This is a genomic window from Armatimonadota bacterium (genome assembly GCA_031081585.1).
In the GTDB taxonomy this organism is placed as follows: domain Bacteria; phylum Sysuimicrobiota; class Sysuimicrobiia; order Sysuimicrobiales; family Humicultoraceae; genus Geohabitans; species Geohabitans tengchongensis.
This window is the reverse complement of record JAVHLY010000015.1, coordinates 46,273-64,310: the sequence shown is the minus strand read 5'-3', so window position 1 is coordinate 64,310 and position 18,038 is coordinate 46,273. Positions and strand designations below refer to the sequence as shown.

Annotated in this window: 14 protein-coding genes; 9 read left to right on the top strand and 5 right to left on the bottom strand. The window is 72.8% G+C overall.

Features of this window, described 5'->3' with window-relative positions; translation table 11 throughout:
- Window positions 1-30: 30 nt before the first annotated feature.
- From glgB to RB146_07745, 3 genes are all read right to left on the bottom strand, one after another.
- Complete coding sequence (gene glgB, locus RB146_07755; protein ID MDQ7828874.1) at window positions 31-1,947, bottom strand: 1,4-alpha-glucan branching protein GlgB; 1,917 nt, start codon at window positions 1,945-1,947, stop codon at window positions 31-33.
- Between the two features lie 70 nt (window positions 1,948-2,017).
- The gene (locus RB146_07750) at window positions 2,018-3,589 is read right to left on the bottom strand and encodes a putative maltokinase (GenBank protein ID MDQ7828873.1); all 1,572 of its coding nucleotides are present in this window, start codon (window positions 3,587-3,589) and stop codon (window positions 2,018-2,020) included.
- Window positions 3,586-5,589 (bottom strand): alpha-1,4-glucan--maltose-1-phosphate maltosyltransferase, encoded by a 2,004-nt coding sequence (locus RB146_07745; protein MDQ7828872.1) that lies wholly within the window; start codon window positions 5,587-5,589, stop codon window positions 3,586-3,588. The genes RB146_07750 and RB146_07745 overlap by 4 nt, the downstream gene beginning before the upstream one ends.
- Window positions 5,590-5,800: 211 nt before the next feature.
- Here RB146_07745 and treS point away from each other — a divergent pair, with 211 nt between their 5' ends.
- A complete protein-coding gene (gene treS, locus RB146_07740) occupies window positions 5,801-7,468 on the top strand; it encodes a maltose alpha-D-glucosyltransferase (GenBank protein ID MDQ7828871.1) in 1,668 nt (555 codons plus the stop codon).
- A gap of 27 nt (window positions 7,469-7,495) precedes the next feature.
- Here treS and RB146_07735 read toward each other — a convergent pair whose 3' ends face one another.
- Window positions 7,496-8,506 (bottom strand): LLM class flavin-dependent oxidoreductase, encoded by a 1,011-nt coding sequence (locus RB146_07735; GenBank protein MDQ7828870.1) that lies wholly within the window; start codon window positions 8,504-8,506, stop codon window positions 7,496-7,498.
- Between the two features lie 83 nt (window positions 8,507-8,589).
- On the opposite strand from RB146_07735, the gene RB146_07730 reads away from it, so the two are divergent.
- Genes RB146_07730 through RB146_07710 form a run of 5 tightly spaced genes read left to right on the top strand, consistent with a single transcriptional unit; the run spans window position 8,590 to window position 14,019 of the window.
- Window positions 8,590-9,297 (top strand): L-2-amino-thiazoline-4-carboxylic acid hydrolase, encoded by a 708-nt coding sequence (locus tag RB146_07730; GenBank protein ID MDQ7828869.1) that lies wholly within the window; start codon window positions 8,590-8,592, stop codon window positions 9,295-9,297.
- A gap of 6 nt (window positions 9,298-9,303) precedes the next feature.
- The gene (locus RB146_07725) at window positions 9,304-10,914 is read left to right on the top strand and encodes an ABC transporter substrate-binding protein (GenBank protein ID MDQ7828868.1); all 1,611 of its coding nucleotides are present in this window, start codon (window positions 9,304-9,306) and stop codon (window positions 10,912-10,914) included.
- 18 nt (window positions 10,915-10,932) lie between these two features.
- Window positions 10,933-11,859, top strand: a complete 927-nt coding sequence (locus RB146_07720; GenBank protein ID MDQ7828867.1) for an ABC transporter permease — start codon at window positions 10,933-10,935, stop codon at window positions 11,857-11,859.
- Window positions 11,849-12,724, top strand: a complete 876-nt coding sequence (locus tag RB146_07715; protein MDQ7828866.1) for an ABC transporter permease — start codon at window positions 11,849-11,851, stop codon at window positions 12,722-12,724. Before RB146_07720 ends, RB146_07715 begins: the two co-directional genes overlap by 11 nt.
- 14 nt (window positions 12,725-12,738) lie before the next feature.
- Complete coding sequence (locus tag RB146_07710) at window positions 12,739-14,019, top strand: amidohydrolase family protein (GenBank protein MDQ7828865.1); 1,281 nt, start codon at window positions 12,739-12,741, stop codon at window positions 14,017-14,019.
- Between the two features lie 54 nt (window positions 14,020-14,073).
- On the opposite strand, the gene RB146_07705 is transcribed toward RB146_07710, so the two are convergent.
- Entirely contained in the window at window positions 14,074-15,897 is a 1,824-nt protein-coding gene (locus RB146_07705; protein MDQ7828864.1) for an ATP-dependent DNA ligase, read from the bottom strand.
- A gap of 485 nt (window positions 15,898-16,382) precedes the next feature.
- On the opposite strand from RB146_07705, the gene RB146_07700 reads away from it, so the two are divergent.
- From RB146_07700 to RB146_07690, 3 genes are all read left to right on the top strand, one after another.
- On the top strand, window positions 16,383-16,676 hold the full coding sequence (locus RB146_07700; protein MDQ7828863.1) for a metalloregulator ArsR/SmtB family transcription factor: 294 nt from the start codon (window positions 16,383-16,385) through the stop codon (window positions 16,674-16,676).
- A gap of 51 nt (window positions 16,677-16,727) precedes the next feature.
- Window positions 16,728-17,168 (top strand): arsenic resistance N-acetyltransferase ArsN2, encoded by a 441-nt coding sequence (gene arsN2 / locus RB146_07695; GenBank protein MDQ7828862.1) that lies wholly within the window; start codon window positions 16,728-16,730, stop codon window positions 17,166-17,168.
- Between the two features lie 68 nt (window positions 17,169-17,236).
- On the top strand, window positions 17,237-18,019 hold the full coding sequence (locus RB146_07690; protein ID MDQ7828861.1) for a methyltransferase domain-containing protein: 783 nt from the start codon (window positions 17,237-17,239) through the stop codon (window positions 18,017-18,019).
- The last annotated feature ends 19 nt before the right edge of the window (window positions 18,020-18,038 follow it).

The window sequence follows — 18,038 nt, the reverse complement described above, 5'->3', positions numbered from 1 at the left end:
CCGCCTCCCCGCGTGAGGGGCCGGCTCGCCTCATCGGCCCGCCTGGGGCGGGTGCACCAGGAAGAGCACCCCCAGCGGCGGCAGGGTGAGGCTCAGCGACTGCGGGTGGCCGTGCGCGGGGACCGGCTCGGTCTCCACGCCGCCCAGGTTGCCCACGTTGCTCCCCCCATAGAGGGCGGCGTCGCTGTTGAGGGCTTCCCGCCACCGCCCCGCCCGGGGCACCCCCACCCGGTAGCCGTGGCGCGGGACCGGGGTGAAGTTGCAGACCACGGCCGCCACCGTCTCCCCGCGGCGGTCGAAGCGCAGGAAGCTCAGCACGCTCTGGTCGGCGTCCGAGGCGTCGATCCAGCGGAACCCCTCGGGGTCGCCGTCGAGCTCGTGCAGGGCCGGCAGGGCCCGGTAGAGCGCGTTGAGGTCGGCCACCCAGCGGGCCACGCCGGCGTGGCGCGGCAACCCCAGGAGGTGCCAGTCCAGGCTCGTAGTGTGGTCCCACTCGCGCCGCTGGCCGAACTCCCCGCCCATGAAGAGCAGCTTCTTGCCGGGCTGCCCGTACATGTAGCCGAAGAGCAGCCGCAGGTTGGCGAACTGCTGCCACTCGTCGCCGGGCATGCGCTCCAGCAGCGAGCGCTTCCCGTGCACCACTTCGTCATGGGAGAGCGGCAGGACGAAGTTCTCGTTGAAGGCGTAGAGCATGCGGAAGGTGAGCTCGGTATGGTGGTACTTCCGGTGGATGGGGTCCCGGGCCATGTACTGGAGGGTGTCGTGCATCCACCCCATGTCCCACTTCAACCCGAACCCCAGCCCGCCCAGGTAGGTGGGGCGCGAGACCATCGGCCAGGCGGTCGACTCCTCGGCGGTGGTCTGGACGTCGGGGAAGGCCTGGTAGACCTCCTCGTTGAGCCGGCGCAGGAAGTCGATGGCCTCCAGGTTCTCCCGTCCCCCGAAGACGTTGGGCACCCACTCCCCCGGCCGCCGCGAGTAGTCCAGGTAGAGCATCGAGGCCACCGCGTCCACGCGCAGCCCGTCGGCGTGGTAGCGGTCGAGCCAGAAGAGCGCGCTGCTGATCAAGAAGCTGCGCACCTCGTTGCGGCCGTAGTTGAAGATGGCGGAGTGCCAGTCGGGGTGGAAGCCCTTCCGCGGGTCGGCGTGCTCGTACAGATGCGTGCCGTCGAAGTAGGCCAGCCCGTGGGCGTCGGTGGGGAAGTGGGAGGGCACCCAGTCGAGGATGACGCCGATCTCGTGGCGGTGGAGCGCGTCCACCAGGGCCATGAAGTCCTGCGGGGTGCCGTAGCGGCTCGTCGGGGCGAAGTACCCGGTGGTCTGGTAGCCCCAGGAGCCGTAGAACGGGTGCTCCATCACCGGCAGGACCTCGACGTGGGTGAAGCCCAGCCGCCGCACGTGCTCCGCCAGATGCGCCCCCAGCTCGCGGTAGGTGAGCCACCGCCCGCCTTCCTCGGGGACGCGGCGCCAGGAGCCCAGGTGGACCTCGTAGATGGCCACGGGGGCCCCGAGCGCGTTGCGCCGCCGGCGCTCCCCCATCCACGCCCCGTCCCCCCAGGGGTAGTCGAGGTCCCAGACGATGGAGGCGGTGCGTGGCGGGATCTCGTGGTAGGTGCCAAAAGGGTCGGCCTTGTCGACGCGGTAGCCGCGGTAGCGGGAGACGATGTGGTACTTGTAGCGCTGTCCGCGCCCCACCCCTGGCACGAACCCCTCCCAGATGCCGGAGCGCTCGCGCGGCCGCAGGGGGTGCCGGGCGGGGTCCCACCGGTTGAAGTCGCCGATCACGCTCACCTGCTCCGCGTTGGGCGCCCACACGGCGAAGTAGGTCCCCTCCTCGCCGTCGACGCGCATGCGGTGGGCCCCGAGCTTCTCGTAGAGGCGGAAGTGGCTCCCTTCGTTGAAGAGGAAGAGGTCGTCGGCGCTGAGCCGCGTCACGTCGTAGCGCACCGGTGCGGCGGCGGCCTCCGCCGCGCCGCGGCCCGGGGTGCTCTCCTGGCTCACGCGCGGCGCCCTCCCTTCACGCGTCGCCCTCCTGGCTCACACGACGCTCCCCCCACACCCCGCCCTCCAGCATGTCGAGGATCCCGCGGGCCGGGATGCCGGCCCACCCGGGGCGGTGGTCGAGTTCGTAGCCCAGCTCGTAGATGGCCTTCTCCACCATCAACACCTCCAGCAGCGCCTCCCGGGCGCCTTTCGGCGGCAGGATCGGCGGGAGGTCCGCGGGCGCCCTCTCCGCCACCGTCAGGTATCCGTCGAGGAAGGCCCTGGCGCTCTCTGCGGCCCAGCTCCTCGCCCGAGCCGGCACCTCCTCGGGGAGCACGACCCCGCCCTCCGCTCCGCTCCCGGCGGGGCCTCCGCGCCCGGCCTCGCGCAGGGCGACCTCGGCGGCATAGTGGAAGGAGCGGACCATCCCCGCCACGTCCCGCAGCGGGAGGTCCTTGCGGCGCCGCTCCGCCAGCGGCCGCGCCGGCTCGCCCTCGAAGTCGATGAGGACGAAGTCGGCCGGCACCTCCGGGGTCACCAGGACCTGCCCGAGGTGGTAGTCGCCGTGGACGCGCGTGCGCACCCCGCCGGCCGGGAGCGGGCGGCGCAGCCGCTCCCGTACGGCGTCGGCGCGCGCCAGCAGCGCCCGCACCGGCACCTGCGCCGACGGCGGCAGCTCCCCCAGGTGCCGGCGGGCCTGGGCCAGGACCCGGTCGGCCAGGGCTGCGACGCGCCCGAGCAGCGCGCGGGCCTCGGCGTCGGTGAAAGGCTCCGGGCTGAAGGCCGGGTCGGTCCCGCCGGCCAGCGTGAGGTGCAGCTCCGCGGTCCGGCGCCCCAGCCGCGCCGCCTCGTCCGGCCAGGCCCGATCCGCCTCGCCCTGCAGCCCGGCCTGCGCCCGTCCCAGCGCATAGGTCCACCCGTCGCCCCGGTTGGGGACGTAGGCCTGCACCACGGCCAGCGCCGCCGGCGGCTCACCGGCGGGGCGGTAGGCCAGCCACCCGATGAGGGCGGGGACGTGCCGGAAGCCCCGCGCGGTGAGGAAGCCCACCACCTCCACGTCCGGATGCGGCCCGGGCTCCACCCGCCGGAGGAGCTTCAGGATGCAGCGGCGGCCGAAGCGCACGGAGGTGTTGCTCTGTTCGGTGCCGAGCAGGTACGGCTCCAGGTTGTCTCCGGCGCCCGGCGCACCCACCGTCCGGTGCCCGATCACCTCGCCTCCACCGCCCCGCAGGCGCCGCTCCTCGAGCACGGAGGCCAGCAGCAGGCGGGCCACCGCGGGGTCCTCCATGGCGTCGGCCAGCACCCCGCGCCGTCCGCCCAGCGCGGCGGGGACGACCGCGCCCTGCGCCTCCTCGGACGCGGCAAAGCGCAGGGGAGCCGCGTACCGCTCCGAACGGCTGTCGGCATAGCCCACGCGGACGACCGCGAGCACTGCGGCCGGCCCCAGCGGGACGGCGTCCACCACCTCCACAGCGGCCACCGTTCGCCCCTTGCCACCGAACCACCGCTGCCGCTGCAGGAAGGGCAGCAGGGCCGCGGCCAGGGCGGGACGCCCGGCCGGGCCGAAGAGGTCCGCGAACGCCGGCGCGGTCAAAAGGCCGCTCACGGCCCCCCATCCCCCGTCCGTGCCGCCTCCGGCGGGATTACCCGGAAAATGTGCGCCGGCAGGACATGGGGGTTCAGCTCAACGTAGTTGCGCGGCCCCGACCAGCGGTAGCGGGCGTCGGTCAGCAGGTCGTGGACCTGGTAGGGCGCGTCGGCCGGCAGCCCCAGCGCCTCGAGCGGGAGGTGCACCCAGCCCCGCTGCACGTGGTGGGGGTCGAGGTTCACCACGACCAGGACGACGTTGCGGCGGTCCTCGGTGTGCTTGCTGTAGGCGATGAGCTGGTCGGTGTCGGGGATGGGGTGGAAGCGCAGGGAGCGGTCCGCCTGCAGCGCCGGGTTCTCCCGCCGGATGCGGTTCACCCGGGCGATGAGCGGGGCGAGCGACCCGGGATGGTCGATGGGCCAGTGGCGGATCTCGTACTTCTCCGAGTGGAGGTACTCCTCGCTCCCGGGGCGCAGGGGCGTGGCCTCCATGAGCTCGAAGGCCGGGCCGTAGATCCCGTAGCTGGCCCCCAGCGTGGCCGCCAGCACCAGCCGCGCAATGAAGGCCGGCCGGCCGCCGGTCTGCAGCTGCTCGGTGAGGATGTCCGGGGTGTTGGGCCACAGGTGCGGCCGGAAGTACTCCACCACGGGCGGGCGGGTGAGCTCGGTGAAGTACGCCTCCAGCTCCGCCTTCGTGGTGCGCCAGGCGAAGTAGGTGTAGGACTGGGTGAAGCCGAGCTTGGCCAGGTAGTGCATCACCCGGGGGCGGGTGAAGGCCTCGGAGAGGAAGATCACGTCGGGGTGGTCGGCCTTCACCGTCCCGATGAGCCACTCCCAGAAGGCGAAGGGTTTCGTGTGGGGGTTGTCCACCCGGAAGATCCGCACGCCCTGCGCGATCCAGAAGAGGACGATGCTGCGCAGCTCCTCCCACAGCGCCCGCCAGGCCTCGGTCTGGAAGTCGAAGGGGTAGATGTCCTCGTACTGTTTGGGCGGATTCTCCGCGTACTGGATCGTCCCGTCGGGGCGGCGGCGGAACCACTCCGGGTGCTCCCGCACGTACGGGTGGTCGGGGGAGGTCTGGAAAGCCAGGTCGAGGGCCACCTCCAGACCGTGGGCGCGGGCGGCGGCCACCAGGCGCCGGAAGTCCTCCAGGGTGCCCAGCTGGGGGTGGACCGCCTTGTGCCCGCCCTCCTCGCTGCCGATGGCCCAGGGGCTCCCGGGGTCGTCGGGACCGGCGCCCGGGACGTTGTTGGGCCCTTTGCGGTGGGTCCGGCCGATGGGGTGGATGGGGGGGAGGTAGAGGACGTCGAACCCCATGCCGGCGATGTAGGGCAGGCGCGCCTCCACGTCGCGGAAGGTGCCGTGGCGCCCCGGCTCCGGGGAGGCCGACCGCGGGAAGAGCTCGTACCAGGTCGAGAAGCGCGCCCGCTCCCGATCCACTACCACCTCCAGCACGCGGGGGTAGCGGGTGGCGAAGCGGCGGTCGGCGTACCGGTCCATCAGGGCGGCGAGGGGCTCGCCGAGGGCCTGCTGCGTGGCCTCCGGCCCGCCCCGCCGCAGCGCCTCAGCGTAGGCCAGCAGGACGGCGCGGTCGCCCCGGGCGGCCCGCCCGGCGGCGTCCTGGACCAGTGCGGCCCCGACGGGCAGCTCGGCCGCGACGTCCTGCCCCGCCTCCAGGCGCCGGCGCAGGTCCCGCGCCCAGGTGCGGAAGGGGTCGACCCACCCCTCCAGGGTGTACTGGTAGCGTCCCAGGTGGTCGACGGTGAAGGCGGCCCGCCAGCGGTCGTTCCCGAGCGCCGTCATCGGCGTCTCGGTCCACTCCGCCTCCTCCGCCCGGCGGTGGAGGAGCACGGCCGCCACCAGGTCGTGGCCGTCGGCGAAGACGTCGGCCTCCACGACGACGGCCTCCCCCACCGTCCGCTTGATGGGGAACCGGCCGGCGTCGACCTCGGGGCTGACCCCCTCGATGACGACGCGGCGGCGGCCTACCCCGTCATCCAGTCCGGTGAACGCTCCCATCACCCTCGCTTCCCTCTATGCCCACCCTCGCCGGTCCCCTGCGGCCCCCGCGGCAGGACCGGAACGCGGTCCAGGCGAACGGGCCTGAGCCCGACGCGACGGGGGAAGAGACCCGGGGGAACCGACGGCGGCGCGGCGGTCGTCTACTATTATCGTCGGTCCCCGCATCCGGGGCCTCGTCGGCGCGGCCGGCGCCCGAGCAGGGACGGGAATGAGCCAGACGGACTGGTACAAGGACGTCATCATCTACCAGACGCACGTCCGGGCCTTCCAGGACAGCAACGCCGACGGCATCGGCGACTTCCGGGGCCTGATGCAGCGCCTCGACTACCTCCAGGGGTTGGGGATCGACTGCCTCTGGCTCCTCCCCTTCTACCCCTCCCCGCTCAAGGACGACGGGTACGACATCGCCGACTACTACGGCGTCCACCCCGACTACGGGACGCTGGAGGACTTCCGCGCCTTCCTCGAGGAGGCGCACCGGCGGGGCATCCGGGTGATCACCGAGCTCGTCCTCAACCACACCTCCGACCAGCACGCCTGGTTCCAGGCCGCCCGCCGCGACCCCGCCTCCCCCTACCGGGACTACTACGTCTGGAGCGACACCGACGAGCGCTACCGCCAGGCGCGGGTCATCTTCCTGGACACGGAGATCGCCAACTGGACCTGGGACCCGGTGGCCAAGGCCTACTACTGGCACCGCTTCTTCTCCCACCAGCCCGACCTGAACTACGACAACCCCCGGGTGCAGGAGGAGATGCTGGAGGTCATCGCCTTCTGGCTCGACCTGGGCGTGGACGGGCTGCGCTGCGACGCCGTGCCCTACCTGTTCGAGCGCGAGGGCACCTCCTGCGAGAACCTGCCGGAGACGCACGCCTACATGAAGCGGGTGCGCCGCTTCGTGGACGAGCGCTACGAGGGCACGCGCCTGCTCCTGGCCGAGGCCAACCAGTGGCCGGAGGACGTCATCGCCTACTTCGGCGAGGGCGACGAGTTCCACATGGCCTTCCACTTCCCGCTGATGCCCCGCATGTTCATGGCCATCCGCCAGGAGGACCGCCACCCGATCACGGAGATCCTGCGCCGCACGCCGGAGATCCCCCCCACCTGCCAGTGGGCCCTCTTCCTGCGCAACCACGACGAGCTGACGCTGGAGATGGTCACCGACGAGGAGCGGGACTACATGTACCAGGAGTACGCCCGCGATCCGAAGATGCGCCTCAACCTGGGCATCCGCCGCCGCCTGGCCCCCCTGCTGGACAACAGCCGCCGCCGCATCGAGCTGCTGACCAGCCTGCTCTTCTCGCTGCCCGGCACGCCCATCGTCTACTACGGCGACGAGATCGGCATGGGGGACAACATCTACCTGGGCGACCGCAACGGGGTGCGCACGCCCATGCAGTGGTCAGCCGACCGCAACGCCGGCTTCTCCCGCGCCGACCCGGAGCGGCTCTACCTGCCGCTCATCGAGAACCCGCTCTACCACTACATGGCGGTGAACGTGGAGGCGCAGGAGCGCACCCCGGCCTCGCTGCTCAACTGGATGAAGCGGCTGATCGCCATCCGCAAGCGCTTCCCGGTCTTCGGGCGGGGGCGGCTGGAGTTGCTCTCGCCGGCCAACCGGCGGGTGCTGGCCTACCTGCGCATCCACGACGGGGAGACGATCCTGTGCGTGGCCAACCTCTCGCGCTTCGTCCAGCCCTGCGAGCTGGACCTGCGGCGCTACGACGGGTGGACGCCGGTGGAGCTCTTCGGGACGACCCCCTTCCCGCGCATCGGGCAGCTCCCCTACTTCCTCACCCTGGGGCCGCACAGCTTCTACTGGTTCCGCCTGCTGCCGCCGGAAGCCGCCCCGCGGGGTGCGGTCGCCCCGCCCTGAGCAGGCAGGGGAGCGACCGGCCGGGCGCTACCGGAAGCGCCCGATCACCTGACCGGTCAGGCGCAGGGCGCGCTCCTTCTCCACCCCGAGGGGCGGCCCGATGTTGATCTGGGTGGCCCCGCGCTCGGCCAGCCACTGCACGCGCTCCGCGAGCTGGGCGGGATCCCCCACGATCGCCAGGCGAAACATCCGCGGCTGGACCAGCGCGGCGGCGCGCGCGGCGTCCTGAGCCCGCCAGGCCGCTCGGATCTCGTCGAAGTCCGCGGGCACGAGCCCGATCGGTGCCAGCACCTCGGCGCGCAGGGAGGGGCCGTAGTAGGCGATCAGGGGTCTCAAGGCGCGCTCCGCCTCCTCCGGCGCCTCGCCCGCCGACCACCAGACGCACGCGGCCAGGTCGAACCCGTCGAGGGAGCGGCCCGCCCGCGCGGCCCCCGCCCGCACCCGCTCCACGACACCGTCGATCGCCTCGGGCGGGAAGACGATGGGCAGACCGCCGTCCCCCGCTTCCCCCATGTACTCGAGCACGCCAGGTCCCTGGCCCCCGATGTAGATGGGGATCGGGACGGCGGGGAGGGGGAAGCGCAGCCGCGCGTCGCGCGTCCACCCGGAGAAGACGGTCCCCTCCCCGAGGGCCTCCTCGCCCCGCAGCAGGCGCCGGATCAGCTCCACGGCCTCGCGCAGGCCGGTGAGGGGACGCCGCTGCCGCAGGCCGATCCAGGCCAACGCGGGTGGGTCGCCCGGCCCGATCCCCAGCACGAAGCGCCCCTGGCTGAACTCCTGCAGGGTGGCCGCGCGCATGACCAGCTCCGCGGGGCTGGCCGAGAAGGGGTTGACGATGCAGGTGCCGATCCGGATGCGCCGGGTCGCCGCCGCGACCGCGGTGAGGGTGACCCACGCGTCCCGCTGCAGCAGGTCCTGGCAATACCAGAGGTCGTCGAAGCCCAGCGCCTCGGCGAGCTGCGCCCAGCGGACGACCTCGCGGACGGGGCCGGCGGCGCTGTTGAAGCGCAGGCCGAAGCGGAGGGGACGGGGCGGCATGCCGGACACCAGCATACCGTGCCGCCCGGCCCTGCGGGTGCACACAGGAAAGCCTCGCCGGGCTCCAGAATCTCCTGGACACCGTGGAGACCCCGAGGCGTCCGCATCGCGTCCAGAAGGCCGTCTGCCGCCGGGCGGTGGCGGCCGCCCTCGGCGAGGAGGCAGCCGCGGCCATCCTCCGGGAGACGGGCATTGCCGCGCTGCCCGAGGACCTGCCGGCCGGGCCGCGGGATCTGGCAGCCCTGCGCCGGGAACTCCAGCCCTTCGTCGACCTGTACCGCGCCGTCCTTGCCCGGAGCGACCGGGAGACGGCGCTGCGGGTGGCGCGGGACGCCATCGTGGGGTCGGGGCTGCGCAGCCACGCGGAGGCCGCCGCCGCCCAGCGCCGGGCGATGGCCTCGACCCCGGCGGGGGCCGACTGGTGGACCGATGCGGCTCCCGGGCCGCCGCTCAACCTGACCAGCCCACCGCCCCCGGGATTCCGCGCTCCGCAGGACGTGCTGGCCCGTCAGTTCGACCGGGCCATGGAGCACTTCTCGTGCCGCGGGGAACTGCTGACCTACACCCCGGAGGTGGTACGGTTTCGCATCACCGCCTGTAACTGGGTGCGGGCGATGCAGGAGGCCGGGACCCCGGAGCTGATCCCGTTCTTCTGTGAGACGGACGAGCGCTTCATGGACGACCACCCCACGCACCGGCTGGAACGACCCACGGCGATCGGGCTGGGGGACGACCACTGCGACTTCCGGTTCGTGCCCCGGAAGGGGCGGAGCGCGGACGGGGAGGGATGAGGACGCATGGACGATGACCGCAGAGAGCTCGAGCGCGCGGGAGACGCGGTCTCTCGCTACTCGCGGCGCGCCTTCCTCCAGGCGGCGGCCCGGACCGCGGGGGCGGGGGCGGGAGCCGCGCTCCTGGGGCCGACCCTCCTGGGGCGGGCGGCCGCGCTGGCCGCGCCGGCCCGCCGGCCGGCACCGGTGGGCAACCTCCTGCTGGTACAGGGCGTGGACGCCGAGTCACTGGACCCGCACGTGACGACCTCGGGCGCCAGCAAGGGCATGATGTGGGCGATGTACGACAAGCTCCTGGAGCGCTCACCGGAGATGCGGATCATCCCCTGGCTGGCGACGTCCTACCGCGTGCTCAACGAGACGACGTGGGAGTTCCGGCTGCGCGACAACGTCTTCTTCCACAACGGGGAGAAGTTCAGCGCCGAGCACGTGCGGGACACCATCGCCCGGTTCAAGCACCCCGGCATCCGCAACGTCTATGCCGGGCAGCTCGCTCCGGTGAAGGACGTCGAGGTGATCAACCCCCTGACCGTGCGCATCCACACCGACGGCCCGTTTGCCCTGTTGGCCGAAGTCCTGTCGCTCTACTGCGAGATCCTGCCGCGCGCCATCACGTCGGGCCAGGTGGACCCCACCCGGCAGGCCATCGGCACCGGACCGTACCGGTTCACGGAGTGGATCCCCAACCAGCGCATGGTGATGGACTTCGCCGAGCGACCCCACTTCAGCGGGCAGCCAAAGGTACGCCGCCTGGTGTGGCGGCCGGTGCCCGAGGCCGCCACCCGCGTGGTGGAGCTGAAGACCGGCGCCGCCCACCTGATCACCCCGGTCGACCCGCTGCAGGTCCCCGAGCTGCAGGCCACCCGGAACGTCGAGCTCGTGACCTTCCGCCAGCTCTCTTCGCAGATCGTCGTCTTGAACATGCTGAAGGTGCGCGCCTTCCAGGACGTCCGCGTGCGGCAAGCCATGAACTACGCCACCGACGTGGACACGCTCATCCGCACCGTCATGCGCGGGGCCGCCTACCGCCTGGCCAGCGCCTTCGGGCCGGGCATCCCCGGCTACGACGAGAGCCTCCAGCCCTACCCCTACGACCCGGAGCGCGCGCGGCGCCTGCTGGCGGAGGCGGGCTACCCCAATGGCTTCGAGGTGACCCTCACCACGCCGGAGGGGCGCTACCTGAACGACCGGCTGGCCAGCGAGGCGATCGCCGGGATGTGGACCCGCGTCGGGGTGCGCACCCGGGTGCAGGTGATGGACTGGAGCCCCTTCGTCCAGGGGGTGCTGGGCAAGACCCACGACGCCTTCTTCTTCCAGCAGGTGGGGGTGCTGCTCGACGCCACGACCAGCATCAATTTCGACTCGCAGCGGAAGGGGGCGGCCTGGCAGGGCTACCACAATGACGAGGCCAACCGTCTGATCCAGGAGGCCCCCCGGACGCTGGACCCCGGCCGGCGCAACGAGATGTACCGGCGGCTGAACCAGATCCTCCACCGCGAGTGCCCCTGGGTCTTCCTCTGGAACCAGCAGGGCATCTACGCCATCCAGAAGCGCGTCAAGGGCTGGGTGGCGCATCCTGACGGCATCATCCGCCTGGGAGGGATCAGCCTGGCGTAGCGCCCCGGGCGGTCGACCGTGGTCCGGTTCCTCGCCCAGCGCCTCTGGCACCTGGCCTGGGTCCTGCTCGCGGTCAGCGTGCTGGTCTTCCTGCTGATCCACCTGAGCGGCGACCCCGTCCGCCTGCTCACCCCGCTCGACGCCACGCCGGAGGACGTGGCCCGGGTGCGCCGGCTCTACGGGCTCGACCGGCCGATCCCGCTCCAGTACTGGGACTTCGTACGTCGGGCCCTCCGGGGGGACCTGGGGGAGTCGTTCCGCTACCAGCGCCCGGCGCTCGAGCTCGTCCTCCAGCGCCTCCCCGCGACGGCGCTGCTGGCGGTCACCACCCTGGCCGTCACCATCGCAGTGGGCATCCCGCTGGGGCTGTGGATCGGTGCCCGGGCGGGCTCGGCTGCGGACTGGGGCGTCTCCCTGGCCACCTTCCTGGGCATCAGCCTTCCCTCGTTCTGGCTGGGGGTGCTGCTCATCCTCCTGTTCGCCGACCGCCTGCGCGTCCTCCCGGCTTCGGGCTTCGACTCCTGGCGGCACCTGGTGCTGCCGGCGGCGACCCTCTCCGTGTACACCACCGGGCTGATCACCCGCCTGGTCCGGGCGGACGTGCGCGCGGTCCTCCGCCAGGACTACATCCGCACGGCACGGGCGAAGGGGCTGGCCGAGCCCGTCGTCCTGCGCCGCCACGCCCTGCGCAACGCCCTGCTCTCGACGGTGACGGTGCTCGGGCTGCAGCTGGGCAACCTGCTCGGCGGCTCGGTGGTCGTCGAGGCGGTCTTCGCCTGGCCGGGCGTGGGATGGCTGATGCTGCAGGGCATCCAGACACGCGACCTGCCGCTCGTCCGCGCGGTGGTGCTCGTCGTGGGGACGGCCTTTGTGCTGATCAACCTGATCGTGGACCTGCTGTACCTCTTCATCGACCCGCGCATCCGATACGACCATGGCCGCTGACGTCCGCCTGGCCCGCCCCACTGCCCTCCCCGCGGGCCGCCAGGCGCCCCGGGCGCGGGGGCGCCGCCGCCCGCCGCAGTTCTACGCCGGCGCGGTCATCGTGGGGGCGGTGGTGCTCGTGGCCGTCCTCGCGCCCTGGATCAGCCCGCACGGCCCCGCCGACCAGGACCTGCTCAAGGCGCTGCAGCCCCCGGTGTGGCGCAGCGGGGACTGGTCCCACCCGCTGGGGACCGACCGCCTGGGCCGTGACCTGCTCTCGCGGCTGATGGTGGGCGCGCGGGTCTCCACCGCGGTGGCGGTGCTCTCCGTCCTCCTGGGCGGAGGGCTGGGGACGATGCTGGGGCTGGCCGCCGGGTACTTCGGGCGTGGCGTGGATCGGGCCGTCAGCCGTCTGATCGACATCCAGCTCTCCTTCCCGCCGGTGTTCCTGGCCATCGCCATCATGGCCGCCCTGGGGCAGAGCCTGGCCAAGCTGATCGGCGTGCTGGCCTTCGTGAGCTGGGTGCAGTACGCACGGATCGCCCGCGCCAATACGCTGTCGGTCAGGGAGCGGGAGTTCGTGCTGGCGGCGCGCGCGGTGGGGGCCTCCGAAGTCCGGGTGCTGCTGCGGCACGTCCTCCCGTCCATCCTGCCCCCGCTGCTGGTGGTGGGCGCGGTGAATATGTCGAGCGTCATCCTGGCGGAAGCGGCGCTCAGCTACCTGGGCCTGGGGGTGCAGCCGCCCACCCCCGCCTGGGGCAGCATGGTGAGCGAGGGGCGGGCCGCCCAGGGCATTGCCTGGTGGACGACGGTCTTCCCGGGGCTGGCCATCGCGGTCCTGGTGATCGGCGCCAACCTGCTCGGCGACGGGCTCCAGCAGGAGTGAGGACGGGAGGGGCCATGCGGACGGTCCTGACGCGCACGCGGTTGATCGACGGCACGGGGCGCCCGGCGGTGGAGGACGCCATGGTGATGGTGGAGGGCGAGCGCCTCCTCTGGTGCGGTCCGGCGGCGGATCCGGAGCGGCCGGCGGTCCGCCCGGAGGACCGGGTGGTCGACCTCGCCGGCCACACCGTGCTGCCCGGCCTGTTCAACGTGCACGTCCACCTGGGCCTGCGGCTGCCCTTCCCCGAGCGGCGGACCGATCCGTTCTCCCCCGGGTACCGGGTGCTGCTCAACTACCGGCGCGCCCTGGAGGCGATCCTCACGGGCACGACCAGCCTGCGCGTCGTCGGGGAGCCCTCCTTCACCGACATCGAGGTGCGCGAGGCCATCAACCGCGGCCTGCTGCCGGGCCCGCGCCTCACCTGTGCCGGGCACGCCCTGATCGCGACGGGAGGCCACGGACACAACTCCGTCGGGACCCTGGAGGGCGACGGGCCCGATGCCTTCCGACGGCTGGCTCGGGAGCAGCTGCGGGCTGGCGCCGACCTGATCAAGATCTGCCTGACCGGCGGGATCGGGACACCGCGCGAGCTGCCGGCGCACAAGCAGATGACGGACGCGGAGGTGCAGGCGGTGGTGGAGGTCGCCCACGCCGCCGGCAAGCGCGTCGCCTCCCACACGGGGGGCGACGGGGCCGTGCGGGACGCGGTGCGGCTCGGCGTGGACTGCATCGAGCACGGCTACAGCTTCAGCGCCGAGACCGCGGCGATGATGGCCGAGGCCGGCACCTTCCTGGTCCCCACCCTGTGCGTCACCCAGGAGCTGGACTACCTGCGACGCCACGGCGTTCAGGAGTGGATGCTGGCGAAGGCCCAGATGGCGGCCGAAGAGCACCGGGCGTCGATCCAGCGGGCGGTGGCGCACGGGGTCACCCTCTGCTGCGGCACCGACCTGCTGCCCAGCGACCCGGTCGACGGCACGGTGGCCACCATCCGGGAGGTCGAGCTGCTGGTCACATGCGGGCTCTCGCCGCTGACGGCGATCCGCGCCGCGACGCTGGACGCCGCCCGGCTGTGCGGCACCGACCGGGAGGTCGGGTCGCTGACGGCAGGGAAGCTGGCCGACCTCATCGCCGTCGCCGGCCAGCCCGACCGGCAGATCCGGGACCTGCGGGCGGTGCGCCTGGTGATGAAGGGCGGCGTGGTCTTCCGGAGCGACCTCGCCGAACTGCCCGATCCCGGCCTCCGGGCCCTCGGGGTCTCTCTGGCCGGCGGGACGTTCGCTCGCCTCTGGTGAGGGCGCCGACGGCTCAGCCCGTCGCCTCGCCCTCCACCGTCCCCGCCCGCCGGTTCACCCCTCCACCTTCACCGCCCGCCGCCGGGCCCGCTGGTAGAGCTGCCAGATCTCCTCCACCGTGGTGGCGTCCTCCGGCCGCTTGTCCTCGCGCCACCGCCCCGTGAAGCGCGGGAAGCGCAGCGCCAGCCCCGCCCCTTCGCGCGCCCGCCCCCAGGCCACCGTGTGGATGGGCGAGAGGGTGATCTCGGCGCCCACCACCTCGATGACCACCGCCGGCTCGAACCAGACGTCCGCCTCCAGGCGCGAGTCCACCCGCGGCGGGCGGTCGCGCCGCTCGTAGCGCCGCAGCCGCGCCGGCAGCGCCGCCAGGTCGGCGTCGGAGAAGCCGCTGCCGACCTTGCAGAAGGTCGGGAAGCGCTCCTCCTCGGGGTCGTAGGCGGCCACCAGCAGCGCCCCGTAGGTGCCGCTGCGCCGCCCCCGGCCGTAGAAGGCGCCCACCACCACCAGGTCGAGGGTGTCCTGCAGGGCGGTGCGGTACTCCCGCTTGTGCTTGATCCACAGCCAGCCGCGCGCCCCGGCCTGGTAGACGGCCTCCGGCCCCACCGCCTTGCAGATGACCCCCTCGCACCCGTCGGCCACGGCCTGCTCGAAGAACCGCTCCAGCGCCTCGGCGCTGTCGACGAGCGTCCAGGTCACGAGCTGCAGCCGCTCGCTTGTGGCCACGGCCCGCACCAGCGCCTCCCGCCGCTCGGGGTAGGGGCGGCGGGTCAGGTCCTCCCCGTCGGCGTAGAGGAGGTCGAAGGCGAACAGCCCGGCGGGGATGCGCGCCATCGCCTCCGCGATCCCGTACTTGCGGCGGCGCTGCATCAGGTCCTGGAAGGGACGCAGCTCCCCCGTGTCCGGCTCGACGGCCACGATCTCCGCCTCCAGGATGGCGCGGCGCGGCCGCAGCCCCCGCTCCAGGAGGGCCACCACGTCGGGGAACTGCGCGGTGATGTTCTCCAGGCGCCGCGAGTAGAGCTGGAAGGTGCCGGCGAGCCGGTGCACCTGCACCCGCTCGCCGTCGTACTTGTACTCGACGGCACACCGCCCGCCGAGCTTGGCCAGGATCTCCTCCGCGGTGGCCAGCCGCTGCGCCAGCATGGGCCGCACGGGGTGCCCGGGGCGGACCTCCATGCCCTCCACGGCGGCCAGCCCGCCGCGCACCAGCGTCTCGGCCACGAGCCCCAGGTCGGAGCAGATGTTGTAGGCGCGCTCCAGCACGGGGCGCTTCGCCCGGCCGCCGGCGTGCACCTCGGCCAGCGCGTCCAGGATGGAGGCGTCGCCCACGCCCAGGCGCAGCTTCCCCGTCACGGTGCGGACCAGGTAGCGGGCCTCCAGCGGCGCGGCGCGGCGCAGCAGGTCGGCCAGGATGGCGATCTTCTGTCCCTGCGCCCCCTTGCCGGCGGCCTGGGCGGCGGCCTGGAGGCGGTCGAAGACCTCGTCGACCGTGAGCGCCTGCGGGGCGCCCCGCCGGCGGCCGAGCAGCCCCTCGGCCACGGTGCCCAGGTCGCCCTGGCGGCGCAGCTCCTCGGCGACGCGGGTGACCGCCGTCCCGGTGGCGTCGGCCACGGCGCGCGCGGCCAGCTTCTCCGCCAGGCCGATCTCCACGCCGGCGAAGTCCGGCGCGATCTTGCCCTGGCAGAGGTAGACCACCCGCGGCAGCAGGTCGGGAGGGGTCTGGCGGAAGAGGCCGGCCAGGATCTCGATGATCTCCAATCGCGCGGCCGTCTGCTCGAGGCGGCGGTAAGTCTCGGCCAGCAGGCGGTACGGCATGGCCGCCTCCGTCCTGGCGGCGGGTTCCTGGGGCGTGGCCTTCACCTTCCCACGTGGCGTCATCGTCGCGGGATCCTCCGTGGTTGCGCCGGCATGGCGGCAGGTCCGGCCGTCGCCGTCTCCTGCCATGGCTCCCACGTTCGAGCATACCTCCCAGCGGCCCCGCCAGCGCGAGGTCGATGCCGACGAGTCGCGCGAACTCGGCCCGGGCCGAGTTCGCCTCTTGCTCCAGGTCAAGTCGCCTGCGCCGCAGGCGCGGCGGCCTTGGAGTGCGCAGGCGTGATGACTTCGCCATGTGGCAGCGCACGATGGCTTTGGGATGCGCGGCGCCATCACCCTGGGAGCTTAGTGTGGCCTGGCAAGTCGATGCTGGCGGCCGGGACCGCCGGGGCAGGAACCCCTTGACAGGCGGGTCGGCGGGTCATAGATTGACATTTGTCGATTAAAAGCGAGCCGGAGGGGGTGGGGGTCACATGGCCATGGGGACGATGACAGCAGTGTCTCCTGAGAAGCGGCGGAGCTGCTGCGCCACTGACTGCCTGCAGGAGGTGGCCCGCACGCAGTTCGACGACGCCACCCTCGCCCGGCAGCAGGCCCGCCTCGAGGCCCTGGCCGATCCGGTCCGCCTGCGCATCATGCACTTGCTGGCCCGCCATGAGAGCCTTTGCGTCTGCGAGATCGAGGCCGCCTTTGAGGTAGCCCAGCCCACCATCTCCCACCACCTGCGCGTCCTGCGGGAAGCCGGGCTCGTCACGTCGGAGCGGCGGGGCACGTGGGCCTACTACCGGCTGGTTCGGCCGGCGGTGAAAGCAGCCGTGGAAGGGCTGCTCGAGCTCCTCTGAGGCATCACGTATAGGGATCACCATAGAATGTCATTTAATCGAGATGCATCGATGTATTACCTGCGGGCGGCCCGGCCGGGGGACCTGCCTGCGCTGCTGCAGCTGCTGGCTGCTGCCGACCTGCCGCGCGTCGGGGTGGCCGAGCGCCTCGAGGCCTTCCTGGTGGCCGAGGCTGGTGGTCGCGTCGTGGGGTGTGCCGGGCTCGAGGCCTACGGCGAGGTCGGGCTCCTCCGCTCCGTCTGTGTGGATCCTGCCCACCGCGGCTGCGGGTTGGGGGAGCGGCTCGTCCGAGCGGCCCTGGCGCGGGGCCGGGAGACCGGCGTGCAGGAGGTCGTCCTGCTGACCACCACGGCCGCACCCTACTTCCGTCGACTCGGCTTCCGCGAGGTGGACCGGGACAGCCTCGACCCTCGCGTCCAGGCATCGCCGGAGTGCCGTGAGGGTTGCTGCGCCAGCGCCACGGCGATGCACCTGCGGCTGGACGAGAAATGAGACGAACGGAGGAACCCAACGCTCAACGAAGAGCGGGGGAGCCGGGTCCGGGGCGAGGAGGTGGATCGATGAGCGTGGCGGATCAGGCACCGTCGGAGCGCGCCATCAAAGCGGCCGTGCGCGAACACTACGCGCGGGCCGCGGGAGGCGGCTGTTGCGGCTCCAGCCCCGCTGAGCCCTGCGGCCCGGGCGACGGCTGCGGCTCGGCGTCTGTGTACTCCACGGCCGACGGAGCCCCGGAGACGGCCATCCCCTCGCTCGGATGCGGCTCCCCGGTGGAGGCGGCGGCGCTGCGCCCCGGTGAGACGGTGGTGGACCTGGGCTCCGGGCGCGGGCTGGACGCCTTCCGTGCCGCGCAGCGGGTGGGCCCGAGCGGGCGGGTCATCGGTGTGGACATGACCCCCGAGATGGTGTGGGCGGCCCGGGAGGACGCCCGCCGGCTGGGGATCGGGCAGGTCGAGTTCCGGCTGGGGGAGATCGAGCACCTGCCGCTGCCGGACGCCTCCGCCGACGTCGTCATCAGCAACTGTGTGATCAACCTGGTCCCCGACAAGGACCGCGCCTTCGCCGAGGCCTTCCGCGTCCTGCGGCCGGGGGGGCGGCTGGTGGTGTCGGACATGGTGCGGCGCGGCCAGCGCATCGGCCCCGCGGATCCCGCCCGGTGGGCGGCGTGCCTCGACGGTGCGGAGCCGGAGACCGCCTATCTGGAGCGGATCACCCGGGCCGGCTTCGCCACGGTGGAGGTCCTCGCGCGCAGCGGTGGGGAGCTCTACAGTCTTACGGTGCGTGCCGTCAAGGTGGCGCAAACACGACACGCCGGCGACAGGCCACCACGGGTCGGGGGAGGCTGACCGGTCCGCCCGCTCTGGT

Coding starts and splice junctions, on each gene's coding strand:
- RB146_07745 (MDQ7828872.1), bottom strand. CDS start 5,589: ATGGGAGCGTTCACCGGACTGGATGACGGGGTAGGCCGCCGCCGCGTC.
- treS (MDQ7828871.1), top strand. CDS start 5,801: ATGAGCCAGACGGACTGGTACAAGGACGTCATCATCTACCAGACGCAC.
- RB146_07735 (MDQ7828870.1), bottom strand. CDS start 8,506: ATGCCGCCCCGTCCCCTCCGCTTCGGCCTGCGCTTCAACAGCGCCGCC.
- RB146_07725 (MDQ7828868.1), top strand. CDS start 9,304: ATGGACGATGACCGCAGAGAGCTCGAGCGCGCGGGAGACGCGGTCTCT.
- RB146_07715 (MDQ7828866.1), top strand. CDS start 11,849: ATGGCCGCTGACGTCCGCCTGGCCCGCCCCACTGCCCTCCCCGCGGGC.
- RB146_07710 (MDQ7828865.1), top strand. CDS start 12,739: ATGCGGACGGTCCTGACGCGCACGCGGTTGATCGACGGCACGGGGCGC.
- RB146_07705 (MDQ7828864.1), bottom strand. CDS start 15,897: ATGACGCCACGTGGGAAGGTGAAGGCCACGCCCCAGGAACCCGCCGCC.
- arsN2 (MDQ7828862.1), top strand. CDS start 16,728: ATGTATTACCTGCGGGCGGCCCGGCCGGGGGACCTGCCTGCGCTGCTG.
- RB146_07690 (MDQ7828861.1), top strand. CDS start 17,237: ATGAGCGTGGCGGATCAGGCACCGTCGGAGCGCGCCATCAAAGCGGCC.